We start from the raw sequence: 14,993 nt of genomic DNA, 5'->3' as shown, positions 1-14,993 counted from the left end.
GCTTGACGCACGAGTCCCGCAACAATCAATAGAGGCACGCGAATGATCATTCGTTATGCCGTCGCAGAAGATTCGCGCAAAAAAAGACCCGGGGGCATGTAACCCATTGCCTGAAGTCGCCGAACTAGCATACAGGTCGCCCTTTATCATCCGACACCGCGACAGCGCTTGACGACGATTACAGATGCCTTTCCATGGGAAGCGTCAACAGATGGATATTAATTTTGGATGCACGATGTGCGGCAAGTGCTGCCAGGACCTCAAGCTGCCTTTGAGCGTCGACGAAGCGCTCACATGGCTTGAGCGCGGGGGCGATGTCCAGTTTCTCTGTGAAGCCGTTCCCTGGCCCGATGAGCCGCCTGCCGACAACCTGCAGGCACAGCTCAAGCGGCGCCGGTCGTTCGCTGCGTCCAGCGGCGAGTTGCCCGTGCGCGTTATCGTGATCCTGGCGGCATCGTTCGACGGTCCGTGTCCGAATTTGCAAGCGAACATGAGTTGTGCCGTGTATGAGCAACGCCCGACTGTCTGCCGCATCTATCCTGCGGAGATCAACCGGTTCATCGAGTTGAAGCCTGAGCAGAAGAAATGTCCGCCGGAAGCATGGGCGCCGGACAAGCCGCTTCTGATGAGCGAGCTGCGCGTGGTTGATGCCACGACGTACGAGCTGATCGCCAGATCACGGGCGGCAGACGTCAGCGACACCCCGACCAAAGCGCGCGCCTGCCTGGATCTGGATATAGATGCGGCAGCGTTGGCTAACGAGGGTCTGGTGGTCTACTCACCGCCCGGCGCCCTGACCATCGCCGCGTTGAAACGCGCTCGCGAAAGCGGCGATGCAAGCGAGCATGTGCTGCAGTGGAAGGTCGTGTCGAACCGTCGCGCAACGGTGGACACGCTTACGTCCATAGGCGCGGCAGGCGTCCATTATGTGAAGACGGATGCGCCCGCGTTCGATTACCTCGGCTTCTTTCCCGCGTCGCCTTGATCCACGATCAATGCCCGGACCGATCGATCGGGATGGGTCCGGGTTCATACGCAGGTTATAAGTCTAAGTCGCTTCCCGGACGGCACGCAGGAACTGCTGCGTGCGCTCGTGTTGCGGTGCGCCGAAGAACTGCTGCGGCGGCGCCTGCTCAATGATCTTGCCTTGCGAAAAGAAGCAGACGCGGTCCGCGAATTCCTTGGCGAATCCCATCTGGTGAGTCACCATCAGCATGGTGAGATCGTGCTCGCGGCCCAGCCTCCGAATCACGTTCAGCACTTCACCGCATAACTCGGGATCGAGCGCCGAGGTCACTTCGTCGAACAGCATCACTTTAGGCCGCATTGCCAACGCTCGCGCAATGGCCACGCGCTGTTGCTGTCCACCCGACAACTGCGACGGATAGTGATTGCACTTGTCGTCAAGCCCGACCATGGACAGCAGCTCGCGGCCTCGTTCGTTCGCATCGCGCTTTGACATGCCCAGCACCCGTAGCGGCGCTTCGATCGTATTTTGCAGCGCCGTCATATGCGGGAACAGGTTGAAGCTCTGGAACACCATGCCGATCTTGCGGCGCACTTCACGCACATGCCGGTCCGATGCGGGCACCAGCACGCCGTTGCGGCGCATGTGCGTGAGCGGCTCGCCTTCCACTTCAATCAGACCGTCGCTTAGCGGATCGAGTGTCATCAGCACGCGCAGCAGCGTGGATTTGCCTGACCCGCTTGGTCCGATGATCGCGACCTTCTCGTTGCGGGCGACCTCCAGATCAAGCGCGTCGAGCACGGTGAGCGAGCCGTATCGTTTCGTGACGCCGGCAAAGCGCACCATTGGCTGGATGTTGGGCGCAACAGCGTCTGCGCCGAGTGCGGGGTCTGGATCCCGTTTCATCTGCTTCTCCTGGAGTTCCATCAGCATGTCCCTGCCGGTTGTTCGGATAGAACACGCGTCATGGCAATCTCACGCGATGTTCGAGATGACGCACGCCCGAGGCGAACGTCACGCTGATCAATAAAAAGAACAGGCCGGTCATGGTGATCGGTTCGAGATAGCGGAACGTTTCCGAGCCGATGTTTTTCGCCTGCTGCATCAGCTCGACCACCGTGATGGCGGACAGCACGGGCGTGTCCTTGAACATGGCGACCAGATAATTCCCGAGCGCCGGAATGACCGGGCGGATTGCCTGTGGAAGAATGACGCCGCTATACGTGCGCCACGGCGACAGCGACAACGCGCAGGCCGCTTCCCACTGTCCGCGCGCCACGCCATTCAAGCCGGCCCGATAAACCTCGGACACGTAGCACGCGTAATGGACCGCAATGCCGATCGTGCCCGCGGTCAGTGCCGACATCGTGAGACCGTAGAGCGGCGCTACATAGAACAGCACATAGACCTGGATCAGCAGAGGTGTGCTGCGAATGAACTCGACAAAAAAGCCCGTCGCGCGCGCAAGCGGCGTGATGGTGCTGCGGCGCAGGATGGCGAGCACGAGTCCCAGCACCAAGGCAATCGCAAAACCGACCAGCGTGATGCCGATGGTGTACATGGACGCCCGCAGCAGCTCAGGCAGGATGTGCACTGCGTACTTGACGTCGAAGAAGGAATTCATTTCACTGTCCTCTGCGCGATTCCGTGACTGACGCGGCGTTCGAAATGACGCATGACGGTCACAACAATCTGCGCCATGACGAAATAGATCACCAGCGTCAGCGCGAAGATCTCAGCGGTCTTGAAGGTTGCTTCGTCGAGCTGGCGCGCGCGGAAGGTCAGGTCGGAGAGCGTGATCAACGAAACCAGCGACGTCCCCTTCAACAATTCGATCATCAGGTTCGTGGCGGGTGGCAGCGCGTTGATCATGGCTTGCGGCAGGACAATGCGCCGCATCCTGATCGACGCGGGCATGTTCAACGCCAGCGCCGCTTCATATTGGCCGCCTGGAACCGAACGCAGCGCACCGCGCAGGATTTCGGAGCCGTAGGCTCCGTAATGCAACCCCAGCCCGACGATGGCGACCGTGAACGGTTTCAGTTCGAGATTGAACGGCGGCAGGGGCAGCACGAAGAAAAACCAGAATAGCTGCACCAGTAGCGACGTCCCGCGAAATACCTCCACGTACACGTTGCCGATCCAGCGCAAGGCTCGCCACGCCGACGTGCGCAGGACAGTCGCCACGCCGGCCATTACGATGGCCAGCAAGATACCGGCCACGGCAATCTCGACGGTGACGAGCGTGCCCTTCATCAGGAGGGGCAGGAGTTCATGCAAGTCGCCCATGGCGTTCCTCGCTTAAATACTTGAGGCGGTGCGGGCCGGCACTTGCCGGCTCGTCAAACGAAGCCGGTCAGCCGCCGCAAAGCTCGGCGGCGGTCTTGTCCGGGAGGTTGCTTTTATCGAAGCCAAACGGGGCAACTGTCTTGAGATGATCCGGGGTACCGAGCCATGCCTTCAGTTGCTGGTTGACCGCGTCGCGCAGGTCCGTGTCTTCTGGTCGGAACGCCAGCGCGCCGTAGCCGGTGTGCTTGGGATCGTCAGTAAACTTCGGTATGGCTTCAACTGTCGGACCCGCCTTGGCCGCGAGTCCCTTCATGGTCAGCTCGGTGCCGGCGGCAGCGTCGGCGCGGCCCGCCCGCACGGCCTGCAACTGTGCGGTGGTATCGGGTACCTGCAGCAATTGCCCGTCCTTCACGCCGGAGTCGCGCGCGTAGCCCAACTCGACCGAGCCCGCCATGACAGCCAGTTTCGTGTCGGGGTTCTTGCCCACGTCAGTGTAGCTCTGCAGGTTCTTCGGATTGCCCTTCAAGGTCAGCAAGGTGTCCTGGATCTGGTATTGAGGATTCGCGAAGGCGACCTGCTTGCAGCGCTCAGGCGTGACGTACATGCCGGCTGCGATCACGTCGAAGCGGCCCGCGCGCAGTCCGGGAATGAGTGAACCCCACTCGGTCAGCACTGCATCGACCTTCTTGACGCCAAGCTTGGCGAACACCTTCTTCGCAATCTCGGGCGACTCACCGGTGACGGTGCCGTCCGGCGTGGTGTACGCAAAGGGGCTTTCGTTCGCGTAGCCAATGCGCACTTCCCCGGTGCGCTGAATGCGCTGCAAGGTTGTTTCGGCGTTCGCGGCCGCTGCATGGGCTACCAACCCCGCTGCCGCAGCAATGGACAGCGCCCCCAGCATTCCAGACACTCGTTTGAGTTTCATGTCGATCCGTTTCCGTAGCGTGGTTGATCGCGCCGCATCCGCACGGGCGCCAGTGGCGAAAAATGCTCGCAAACCCTTGGTTTTATTCCGGTTTCGAGGTCGCGTTACACCGCCATGAACGCAGCATACAAAGCCATATTTTTGTTCTAATTGCTCTAGGACAATAATTTTCGCGGTGGCTTCTGCGCCACTATAAGACCTATTGAACGGAGGCAAACGTGAACGAGCGGTGGCGTGACGCGGTGCGCACGGTGCATGGTGTCGAGTCGAAATACAAACGTCTGGTGAAAGCGATCGCGGAAGATATTGAAAGCGCGGCGCTGGGGTCAGGCGCGCGCCTGCCGCCGCAGCGCGAGGTCGCGTCAGACCTGGCTATCAGCGTGCAGACCGTGACGAACGCGTATAAGGAACTGGAGCGGCAAGGGCTGATCCGGTGCGAGGTCGGCAGAGGAAGCTTCGTCGCGGCACGCGTGACGGAGACCATGTCGAAGTACATGCTCGACACGGCCGAGCGCGAGGTCATCGACTTTTCGATCGCGCGGATCGTGCATACGCCGGAGCACGATGCCATGTGGCGCAAGGTGTGCGCGACCCTTGCGACGATCGACGACCAGCCGTGGATACGCGCGTTCCGGCCCATCGCAGGGTTTGAGCATCACAGGCAGGCGGGCGCCGCGTGGCTCGCCACGCTCAACATGCCGGCGAATCCCGAGACGCTGCTGGTCACCAACGGCGCCGCCCATGGCATCTTCCTCGCACTGGCGTCGTTCGTCGGCCCGGGCGACACCGTACTGTGCGAAAGCCTGACCGACCATGGCGTGATTGGCTCGGCCAATGTACTGGGCTTCACGCTCAAGGGGCTGGAGATCGACGAATACGGCATACGTCCCGAACATTTCGAAGAGATGTGCGACAGCGAGCGCATCAGCGCGCTGGTCTGCACCCCGACACTGAACAACCCCACGGTCGCCCTGATGCCGGATTCGCGGCGGCGCGCGATTGCTCGAATTGCCGAGCGTTATGGTGTGTACGTGATCGAGGACGACGTGTATGGCGCGCTGCCGGCCAAGGCCCAGACGCCTATCGCCAGCCTGATTCCAGAACTGTCGTTCTACTGCACGAGCATGACGAAGTCGGTGCTGACCGGTTTGCGGACCGGGTATCTCACCATGCCGCGACGCCTCGCGCTGCGAGCCGAAAGCGTACTGCGCGTCAGTAGCTGGATGGCGACTTCGCCCGTGGCCGAGGTTGCTACCCGCTGGATCATGGATGGGACCGCGCAACACCTGGTCCAGGTGCAGCGAGAGCGCCTGGGCGCCCGCCAGGCGATACTGCGCGAGGTGCTCGGCCGCTATGTACTGGGGAGTCATCCGCAGGCGTTGTCGGCGTGGTTGAAGGTGCCGGACTACTGGCAAGCGGACCGCGTCACGCGCGAGTTGCGCAACCGGAAGATCGCGGTGACATCGCCCGATCCGTTCCTCGTGCGCGGCGCCGAGAGACCGAACGCAGTGCGTCTGTGCGTGGGCGCCGAAGTGAGTGACCACACATTTAAAACCGCGCTTGAAACCATAGGCGAAGTGTTCGAGCAGTACCCGCATGTGCACGACTTCAATTGACCCGGGATCGAAGCCGGGCACTTGTTGTATCGATTGAACTAGGACATTAAAAAGCGCTTTTTAGGACATTAGACTCGATCGCATCCACTTCATCATGCGATCCCGTTCATGCCCGCTCTCTCGCTTGCCGATGTCTATCGCGCGCGTCGCCGCATTGAGCAGCATGTGACGCACACACCGCTGCTCGCGTCAGCGTCGCTGTCGCGGATCGCCGGTACAGACGTCCATCTGAAGCTCGAAACCATGCAGCCGACCGGCAGCTTCAAGCTGCGCGGGGCGACCAACGCGTTGGCCGGCCTCGCTGAGCGCGGCATCATGAAGGTGGTCACTGCATCGACGGGAAATCATGGCCGGGCCGTCGCCTATGCAGCGCGAACGCTCGGCATGGAGGCGGCCGTGTGCATGTCGGCGCTGGTGCCGACGAACAAGGTCGATGCCGTCAAGGCGCTCGGTGCGCGTGTCGTCATTGCGGGTAAGAGTCAGGACGAAGCGCAGGTGGAGGCGTTGCGTCTTGCCAGCGAAGAAGGCTTCGCATTCGTCCCGCCTTTCGACAACCTCAATGTGATTGCGGGCCAGGCGACTATTGGCCTGGAGATCATGGAGGCCTTGCCGGATACCGCATGCATAGTCGTGCCTTTGTCGGGCGGCGGCTTGTTCAGCGGCGTGGCGTTTGCTGCGAAGCGCATTCGTCCCGAGGTCGCGATGACCGGCGTAAGCATGGAACGCGGCGCCGCGATGCATGCGAGTCTCGCGGCGCGGCGGCCTGTGCTTGTTGACGAAGTAGAGACGCTTGCGGATTCACTGGGCGGCGGCATCGGCCTGGACAACGAACATACCTTCGCACTGACACAAGAGCTTGCCGACAGCATCGTGCTGCTGGACGAAGCGTCCATAGCACGGGGCATCGTGCATGCGTATCGCGAAGAACGGCTTGTGATCGAAGGGGCGGCTGCGGTGGGGATTGCCGCGCTGCTTGACGGACGTCTGGAGCTTAAGAGCGGTCCCGTCGTACTGGTCGTAAGCGGCGCGAATATCGATATCGGCTTGCATCGCCGGCTGATCCAGGAGGCTTGACATGTCCGCCATCACACTCCTCGGCGAGGCGCAGCTACGTGCGCTCGTGCCACTCGATCTCGCAGCAATCGACCAGGTTGAATCCGCGTTTCTTTCGCTTGCGACCGAGGCGGTGGCCATGCCGCCGGTCCTTCGTCTCGACCTTCCCGAGCATGCCGGTGAAGTCGATGTAAAGACTGCGTGGCTGCCGCGTTTCGATAGCTTCGCCATCAAGGTCAGCCCCGGTTTCTTCAACAACCCCGCGCTCGGGTTGCCGAGTCTCAATGGCCTCATGCTGGTGCTGTCCGCGCGTACGGGACTGACCGAGGCGGTACTGCTCGACAACGGTTATCTCACGGCGGTTCGTACGGCAGCGGCGGGCGCGGTTGCTGCGCGCTGGCTTGCCCGCAAGGACGCCAGGCGCGTGGCTGTGATCGGGGCGGGCGAGCAGGCACGCCTTCAGCTGGAGGCAGTGCGACTGGTCCGCGAGGTTGACCACGTCACTGTCTGGGCACGCGACATGGAGCGTGCGCGCAGCTTTGCGAAGGGTACGCGCGGCATTCGCTGCGAGGTCGCGGCCAGTGTGCATGAAGCGCTTGCGCTAGCCGATATCGCCATCACGACTACACCCAGCCGAAGTCCGCTAATACACGCTGAAGACCTGCACCCGGGTTTGCATGTCACCGCGATGGGATCGGACGCCGAGCACAAGAATGAGCTCGCACCGCCGGTTCTCGCTGCCGGGCGCTATGTCTGCGACCGTCTTCAGCAAACGCGCATTCTCGGCGAGCTTCACCACGCCATCGAGGCGGGTGTGGTTGCCGCGGATGCCAGCTTTGCGGAGCTGGGACACGTCATTGCGGGTAGTCGCCCGGGGCGCATGCATGACGGCGACATCACGATCTGCGACCTGACGGGCACCGGGGCACAGGACACAGCTATCGCAGCGCTGGCGCTGCAACGTGCGCATGCGCAAAACGCCGGAACCATTTTCAACAACGACGTGACGCTCTGAGAGGGGACGATGTCATTCATGACGCAACAAACACAAGAGCAAGCGAGAGGCGCACGCCTCCATTTCGAACAAAGCGAATTCGACGCACGCATTGCCAAGACGCGAAGAGCGATGCAAAAGGCCGGGATCGATCTGCTGATCGCCTCCGATCCAACGAACATGAACTGGCTCACCGGTTACGACGGCTGGTCATTCTATGTGCACCAGTGCGTGCTCCTGCCCATGGAAGGCGAACCGGTATGGTTTGGCCGTGGACAGGATGCGAACGGCGCCAGGCGTACCGCCTTCATGCAGCACGACCAGATAGTGGGTTACCCCGATCACTACGTTCAGTCACCGGTTCGGCATCCTATGGATTATCTGTCACGCGAAGTCATTGCTGCACGCGGCTGGGATAAATGCCGGATTGGCGTGGAGAAGGATAACTACTACTTCAGCGCGGCGGCGTACGCGTCGTTGACGCAGCATCTTCCGCACGCAACATGGGTCGACGCAACCTCCCTGGTCAACTGGCAGCGCGCGGTCAAGTCGCCTCGCGAGATCGAGTACATGCGGGTTGCCGCGCGGATTGTCGAGAAGATGCACGCACGCATTCTCGAGCGGGTCGAACCGGGCATGCGCAAGAGCGATCTTGTCGCGGAGATCTATTCTGCGGGCATCACGGGTGTGGAGGGCTATGGCGGCGACTATCCGGCGATCGTGCCTTTGCTGCCGACAGGGTCGGATGCCGCCGCGCCACACCTGACCTGGGATGACTCGGAGTTCACCTCGAACGCGGGAACGTTCTTCGAGGTCGCAGGCTGCTTCAGGCGGTATCACTGCCCGCAATCGCGCACGGTCTATCTTGGCCGCCCGCCGAAACATTTCATCGATGCGGAAAAAGCCGTGCTGGAAGGCATAGAAGCGGGACTCGCGGCAGCCAGGCCCGGCAATCTTTGCGAAGACATCGCCAACGCGTTTTTCGCGGTGCTGCGCAAATCCGGAATCGAGAAGGACAGCCGCTGCGGTTATCCGATCGGTGCGAGCTACCCGCCAGACTGGGGCGAACGCACGATGAGCCTGCGCCCGGGGGACAAGACGGTCCTCGAACCCGGCATGACGTTTCACTTCATGCCGGGGCTGTGGCTCGACGACTGGGGCCTGGAAATCACGGAGAGCATCCTGATTACGGGCACGGGCGTGGAGACGTTCTGCAACACGCCTCGTCAATTGTTCGTGAAGGAGTAGCAATGCGCGCGTCACCCATTACGCCGACGGTGGATTTCTCGGCCGCCGGCGAACAGCACGGGTTCCTCAAGCTGCCGTATTCCCGCGACGACTCAGCGTGGGGCGCCATCATGATTCCCATCACCGTGATCCAGCGCGGCGAGGGGCCGACCGTGCTCCTGACCGGTGGCAATCACGGCGACGAATACGAAGGGCCGATCGCGCTGTCCAAGCTTGCTTCAACGCTCAAGGCAGGCGATGTCACCGGACGCGTGATTGTTGTCCCCTTCATGAACTACCCGGCGTTCAAGGCCGGCACGCGCACCTCGTCGGTGGATTCCGGCAACCTCAACCGGAGTTTTCCCGGTAAGCCGGACGGCACGGTCACCGAGAAGATAGCGGATTATTTCCAGCGCCATTTGCTGCCTATCTCCGACTACGTACTCGATATTCACGCCGGTGGCCGCACGCTGGACTTCCTGCCGTTTGCAGCAATTCATGTCCTGGCCGACGCCCAGCAGCAGGTGCGGTGCGAAGCCGCGATGCGTGCGTTTGGCGCACCGTACTCCATGCGCATGCTTGAACTGGATAGCGTTGGACTGTTCGATTCCGCCGTGGAAGAAGCGGGGAAAGTATTCGTCTCCACCGAGCTGGGCGGCGGCGGAACGGCAACGGCTGCAAGCGTGGCGATTGCCGAGCGCGGTGTATATGGCTTCCTCGCGCATGCGGGTGTCATCGACCGGGAGGGCATATCGCCGCGCGACGACCTGCGGGGAAACAACCGCACGACGACCCTGCTGGACATGCCGGACGGCACTTGCTACACGACCAGCGAGCATAGCGGTCTGCTCGAAATGTGCCGTCATTTAGGGGACTTTGTTGAAGAAGGCGATGTGCTGGCTCGCGTCTACGACGCCACGCGTACGGGCGCCCCGGCGGTTGAATATGTGGCGCGCCGCAGCGGCTTGCTGGCCGCGCGGCACTTTCCGGGCCTGGTGCAGATCGGCGATACGGTCGCGGTGGTGGCCGATGTGGTGGAAGGTCATATTCCCGTGGTCATCTGACCGTGATCAAGCTCGACCGCTTCGACATCGCCATCCTGCGCATCCTGGCCCGCGATGGCCGCATCACGAAATCGCGGCTGGCCGAAGAGGTCAACCTGTCGATTTCTCCAGCGTGGGAACGCGTGCGCAAGCTGGAGGAGAGCGGTGTCATCAAGGGGTACAGGGCGGAACTCGATTGGGTGGGTGCGATCAAGGCGAGCCGGATCGTAGTGGAAGTGACACTCGCAAGACACACCGCGCACGACATGCGGCGCTTCGAGGAACGCGTGCTGGCCGCGCCGCAAGTTGTCCAGTGTTACGCGACGGGCGGCGGCGTGGACTATGTACTGCACGTGGTCTCGCCGGACATTGATCATTACCAGCGCTTCATCGACTCCTTGCTGAGGGATGAAATAGGAATCGAACGCTATTTCACGTACATCGTCACGAAGGTCGTGAAAAGCATGCCGGACAGCATTCCCGACTGGGACTAGACGAATATCGCGAGAAGGGCGCGCAGAACAGAAAAAACGCCACGCAAGGTGTACCACATCGAAAAAATCGCACGGCGGCAGGGAAGAAAATGGACGTCATACAGTGCAATCAGGAGCCTTTCATGTTGCTGGGTCATCCCGTCCTCTTCAAGTCGCTTTGTTATGTCGATGGCCGCTGGATTCATAGCGAGAGCGCATCAACAATCGCCGTGCAGAACCCTGCCGACCAGGAGGTGATCGGTCACGTGCCCATGCTCGGTCGCGCCCAAATAGAAGCAGCGGTTGGCGCCGCGCAGCGTGCATTCGAATCCTGGCGATGGGTGCCGCAAGAGCGCCGCAGCGCGATCCTGCTGCGCTGGCATGAACTGATCCTGCGTCATCAGCACGATCTGGCCGCCATTCTCTCGATGGAACAAGGCAAGCCTTTGGCGGAATCCAAAGGGGAAATCTCGTATGCGGCAAGCTTCGTCGAGTGGTACGCCAATGAAGCAAAACGCCTCTGCGGCCGCACGATTCCCACTCATATCAATGGCGCGCATCTCGGCACGGTGATGGAACCGGCCGGCGTTGCCGCGCTTATTACGCCGTGGAATTTCCCGGTTGCAATGATTACCCGCAAGGCCGCTGCCGCGCTTGCCGCGGGTTGCACGGTGATCGTCAAGCCCGCGCACGAAACGCCGTTTTCCGCGCTGGCGCTGGCGCAACTGGCGGAAGAAGCGGGTTTTCCCGCGGGCGTATTCAACGTCGTGCTGGGCGAGCCGCAAATGGCGATGGAAACACTGGTAAGCGATGTGCGCGTGCGCTCGGTCAGCTTCACCGGATCAACGCGTGTGGGCGGGCTCGTCGCGCGGGCGGCGGCCGAGTCCGGCATCAAGAAGCTTGCGCTGGAACTTGGGGGCAACGCGCCTTTCATCGTGACGGAAGACGCTGATCTCGATCAGGCCGTCAAGGTGGCGGTCGGTGCGAAGTTCCAGACCTCGGGGCAGGACTGTTGCGCGGCAAACCGCATCTTCGTGGCCGCGCCGCTGTACGAAAACTTCGTTGATCGATACACCGAGGCCGTGCGCGCGGTGAAGGTCGGTCCGGCTTTCGAGGCGGGCGTGGAGGTTGGCCCGCTGATGCATCAGGCGGCCTTCAATACTACCGCCGAGCGCGTGGCCGACGCCCGGGCGAAGGGCGCGCGCATCACCACCGGCGGACAGGCGCATGCGCTCGGCGGGTGGTTCTTCGAGCCCACCGTTGTAGCCGACGCCGCGCCTGGAATGCGTATCTACGATGAAGAGAACTTCGCCCCGACATCCGCCGTTTCGTCGTTCAACACGCTCGATGAAGTGGTTGCGAAAGCGAACGACACCGAACACGGTCTGGCTGCCTACATCTGCGCCACGCGCATGGACACGATCTTTCAACTGGTGCGCCGGCTCGATTTCGCGATGATCTCGGTCAACGGCGTCAAGTTCACCGGTGCGCCTATCCCCTTCGGCGGCATGAAGGCGTCGGGCCTCGGCCGTGAAGGCGGATCGGAGGGTTTCGAGCCGTTCGTCGAAACCAAATATTTTTGCCTCGGCAACCTCGGGCTGCCGCTGAGCGTCTGAGCGTCACAGCGTAATCAAATTCAGGGAGTAACTCATGGCACAGCAACTCGACCAACTGTTCAACGAAGACCGCGCACACTTCATGCATCCTTCGACCCACGCGCACGATCACGCAAGCGGCGCGCTGCCCGGCAAGATCATCCGGGGAGCTAAGGGTATCCGGATTGAAGATCACGAGGGCAAGAGCTACATAGACGCCTTCGCGGGTCTCTACTGCGTGAACATTGGCTATGGCCGCACCGAAGTGGCCGATGCGATCTACGAGCAAGCGAAAAAGCTGGCGTACTACCACACGTACGTGGGCCATTCCACCGACACCATCATCGAATTGTCGTCGCGGATTATCGACTGGGCGCCGGCGGGGATGAAGAAGGTTTATTACGGCATGTCCGGTTCGGACGCCAACGAAACGCAGATCAAGATTGTCTGGTACTACAACAACGTGCTGGGCCGCCCGAACAAGAAGAAGATCATTTCACGCCAGCGTGGTTATCACGGTTCGGGCATTGTCACGGGCAGCCTGACCGGTCTTCCGAGCTTCCATCAGCATTTCGATTTGCCGATCGATCGCGTGAAGCATACGGTCTGCCCGCACTGGTACCGGCAAGCGCCGGCGGGCATGGACGAAACGCAGTTTGTCGCGTATTGCGTGGAGGAACTCGAGAAGCTGATCGCGCATGAGGGCGCCGATACGATCGCTGCGTTCATAGGCGAACCGGTAATGGGGACAGGCGGTATCATCGCGCCTCCGGAGGGGTATTGGGCCGCGATCCAGCAGGTACTGAAGAAGCACGACATCCTGCTGATCTCCGATGAAGTGGTGTGCGGCTTCGGCCGGCTTGGGTCGAAGATGGGCGCGCAGCACTACGGCATGCAGCCGGACCTGATCACCGTCGCGAAGGGTCTTACGAGCGCCTACGCGCCGTTGTCGGGCGTGATTGTGGGCGAACGGGTGTGGGACGTGATCGAGAAGGGCTCACAGGAACATGGCGCCATGGGACACGGGTGGACTTATTCGGGCCACCCCATTTGCGCGGCTGCCGCTATTGCCAACCTGGACATTCTCGAGCGCGAGAACCTGACGCAGAACGCAGCCACTGTCGGCGCTTATCTCGGCGCGCAACTGCACGCCGCATTCGACCAGCATCCGCTGGTGGGCGAAGTGCGCCAGACCGGCATGCTGGCCGCGCTGGAATTCATGGCGGACAAGGCAGGCCGCCAGCCTTTCGACGCAGCGTTGAAGGTCGGGCCGAAGGTATCGGCAGCCGCATTGCGGCGCGGAGTGATCGCGAGGGCCATGCCGCACGGCGATATTCTCGGCTTTGCCCCGCCGCTGGTGACCACGCGGGCGGATGTGGACGAGATCGTCGGTATCGTGCGCGAAGCCGTGGATGAAGTCGCCACGCAGACGATCGCCTGACGTCACTTAGCGTCGTATCGCGCGCTCTTCCGGCATCGGAAAGTCAGGCCGCCCGCTTTGCCGGGCGGTTTTTTTCGGCTAGCGTTTTTCTCTCAATCCTCCGGATTGGCGATATCGTTGGCGACTATCTGTTCGCCGCGTGTGACCGCCGCCTCGCGCGCCTCTTCTCGCGAAGGGTAAGGTCCGAGCACCGGCGCTCCCTGGAACGGGAACAACAGCCGGCCGTCGGTTTTTCTAATAACCTTTAGTGTTCCTACAAACAATCCGCCGGCGTTGATCTGATAGGACGCGTACACCGCGAAGTCTTCAGGGCGCATACGTTTGCCTGCTTCCCGGATTTTTAGTTGACGCATGGACAGGACAATTTTTGCTTTTTTCATGGTATTGGATGTGTTGCGCCGGCTCGCCGAGCACGGCAATGTATTTCCCCGCGGCTCACGCCGAAGGCGGGCCGCTTGGATCATCCGGTTTACCGCTATCCTTTGCCAGCGCATCGCGGAATGCGGACAGCCGCTGCTGGTAATTTTCACCATCGCCATAGGCCAGGAACGCTTTAGTCCTTGGCGGCGCACCGAGCATCTTTCGAGCGTGCTTGATGGGACACCAGTACTGCTCGGTTCGCGCAGCAATTTCGGTACCGTAGGCAAGCAGGCCATTCGCGTACGCACAGTAGGCGCAATTGAACTTCTCAATGAAGTTCAGGTAGCTGAGGTGCCACCGGTCCAACACAATATAGTCCGAGCGCCTGACCTTGTTGATCCTGTACACAGGAAAGCAAAGGGCCTGATATAGGGTCAAGCCGAGATCGAGGAACAGCAACGGCACGATCAGCCCATAGATGACAGGCGCGACCACAACAGTAGGCGGTCGACTCTTGACGAACCAGTTCAGCAGGCTGGTCTTTGATCGCTGGTGCGCCTCCCTGACCGACTGGTCGAATCTGATCCGTTTTCCCTCCACGCGATAGAACAGGGGTATTTCCGCTTCATGCAAAACGGTCCTCAGCTCATCTTCCAGCCCGTTTATCTGCGCCATCAATTGCCGAACCTTCTCGTCCACATGACCTCCGTGGCAGTGAATACAACGAACGGGGGCCGGCCCGGGGCGCCAGCTCACATAAGCGGGGCCCAGCGCGTTCGTTGGTGAGTGCAATGGGCGCGAGGTTTCTCTCGCAACGCTTTCCCCGGCTAGCCTTGCTTCGTGTTACCAGACCACGAGCAAGAATCATTCCGAACAAGCGGGTGAGCGCAGTGTGAAAGTATCGGGCTTGTATAAAGGCGCGCCGACGCCGCTGAGCCTCAGCGAAGGCAATGTGCGCACGATGTCCGGGTCGTCGCGAACGCGACCGCCGGGAAGGCGCCGGCATCAGG

General features: G+C 61.3%; 15 protein-coding genes. 9 read left to right on the top strand and 6 right to left on the bottom strand.

Features of this window, described 5'->3' with window-relative positions:
- The first annotated feature begins 211 nt into the window (after positions 1-211).
- A complete protein-coding gene (locus tag AWB69_RS05765) occupies positions 212-985 on the top strand; it encodes a YkgJ family cysteine cluster protein (protein ID WP_062083118.1) in 774 nt (257 codons plus the stop codon).
- A 63-nt stretch (positions 986-1,048) separates the two neighbouring features.
- Here AWB69_RS05765 and ehuA read toward each other — a convergent pair whose 3' ends face one another.
- The 4 genes from ehuA to ehuB form a co-directional block, all read right to left on the bottom strand.
- Positions 1,049-1,873, bottom strand: a complete 825-nt coding sequence (gene ehuA, locus AWB69_RS05760) for an ectoine/hydroxyectoine ABC transporter ATP-binding protein EhuA (protein ID WP_082913282.1) — start codon at positions 1,871-1,873, stop codon at positions 1,049-1,051.
- Positions 1,874-1,931: 58 nt separating this feature from the next.
- Entirely contained in the window at positions 1,932-2,591 is a 660-nt protein-coding gene (gene ehuD / locus AWB69_RS05755) for an ectoine/hydroxyectoine ABC transporter permease subunit EhuD (RefSeq protein ID WP_062083116.1), read from the bottom strand.
- Entirely contained in the window at positions 2,588-3,256 is a 669-nt protein-coding gene (ehuC, locus tag AWB69_RS05750; protein ID WP_062083114.1) for an ectoine/hydroxyectoine ABC transporter permease subunit EhuC, read from the bottom strand. Before ehuC ends, ehuD begins: the two co-directional genes overlap by 4 nt.
- 67 nt (positions 3,257-3,323) lie before the next feature.
- Entirely contained in the window at positions 3,324-4,181 is an 858-nt protein-coding gene (gene ehuB, locus AWB69_RS05745) for an ectoine/hydroxyectoine ABC transporter substrate-binding protein EhuB (protein WP_062083112.1), read from the bottom strand.
- Positions 4,182-4,399: 218 nt separating this feature from the next.
- Between ehuB and ehuR the strand changes: the two genes are divergently transcribed.
- The 8 genes from ehuR (at position 4,400) to AWB69_RS05705 (ending at position 13,623) form a co-directional block, all read left to right on the top strand.
- On the top strand, positions 4,400-5,797 hold the full coding sequence (ehuR, locus tag AWB69_RS05740) for a MocR-like ectoine utilization transcription factor EhuR (protein ID WP_062083110.1): 1,398 nt from the start codon (positions 4,400-4,402) through the stop codon (positions 5,795-5,797).
- A 108-nt stretch (positions 5,798-5,905) separates the two neighbouring features.
- Positions 5,906-6,871: a hydroxyectoine utilization dehydratase EutB gene (gene eutB, locus AWB69_RS05735; protein WP_062083108.1), complete on the top strand. Its 966-nt coding sequence runs from the start codon at positions 5,906-5,908 to the stop codon at positions 6,869-6,871.
- Between the two features lies 1 nt (position 6,872).
- Positions 6,873-7,865, top strand: a complete 993-nt coding sequence (locus tag AWB69_RS05730) for a cyclodeaminase (protein ID WP_062083106.1) — start codon at positions 6,873-6,875, stop codon at positions 7,863-7,865.
- Between the two features lie 9 nt (positions 7,866-7,874).
- A complete protein-coding gene (doeA, locus tag AWB69_RS05725; protein WP_197500173.1) occupies positions 7,875-9,092 on the top strand; it encodes an ectoine hydrolase DoeA in 1,218 nt (405 codons plus the stop codon).
- A gap of 2 nt (positions 9,093-9,094) precedes the next feature.
- On the top strand, positions 9,095-10,135 hold the full coding sequence (gene doeB, locus AWB69_RS05720) for a N(2)-acetyl-L-2,4-diaminobutanoate deacetylase DoeB (RefSeq protein WP_062083104.1): 1,041 nt from the start codon (positions 9,095-9,097) through the stop codon (positions 10,133-10,135).
- Between the two features lie 5 nt (positions 10,136-10,140).
- Positions 10,141-10,608, top strand: a complete 468-nt coding sequence (locus AWB69_RS05715) for an Lrp/AsnC family transcriptional regulator (RefSeq protein ID WP_062083353.1) — start codon at positions 10,141-10,143, stop codon at positions 10,606-10,608.
- Between the two features lie 122 nt (positions 10,609-10,730).
- Positions 10,731-12,203 (top strand): NAD-dependent succinate-semialdehyde dehydrogenase, encoded by a 1,473-nt coding sequence (locus tag AWB69_RS05710; RefSeq protein WP_062083102.1) that lies wholly within the window; start codon positions 10,731-10,733, stop codon positions 12,201-12,203.
- 34 nt (positions 12,204-12,237) lie between these two features.
- Positions 12,238-13,623 (top strand): aspartate aminotransferase family protein, encoded by a 1,386-nt coding sequence (locus tag AWB69_RS05705; RefSeq protein ID WP_062083100.1) that lies wholly within the window; start codon positions 12,238-12,240, stop codon positions 13,621-13,623.
- Positions 13,624-13,715: 92 nt separating this feature from the next.
- On the opposite strand, the gene AWB69_RS05700 is transcribed toward AWB69_RS05705, so the two are convergent.
- Positions 13,716-14,003 carry a DUF6723 family protein gene (locus AWB69_RS05700; protein WP_063977755.1) on the bottom strand — a complete coding sequence of 96 codons (288 nt, stop codon included), beginning with the start codon at positions 14,001-14,003 and terminating at the stop codon, positions 13,716-13,718.
- Between the two features lie 55 nt (positions 14,004-14,058).
- Complete coding sequence (locus AWB69_RS05695; protein WP_062083096.1) at positions 14,059-14,682, bottom strand: hypothetical protein; 624 nt, start codon at positions 14,680-14,682, stop codon at positions 14,059-14,061.
- Positions 14,683-14,993: the final 311 nt, after the last annotated feature.

This window comes from Caballeronia udeis, assembly GCF_001544555.2.
GTDB classification, from domain to species: domain Bacteria; phylum Pseudomonadota; class Gammaproteobacteria; order Burkholderiales; family Burkholderiaceae; genus Caballeronia; species Caballeronia udeis.
Note: the sequence above shows the minus strand (reverse complement) of the source record. Positions and strands in the feature narration are given on the sequence as shown.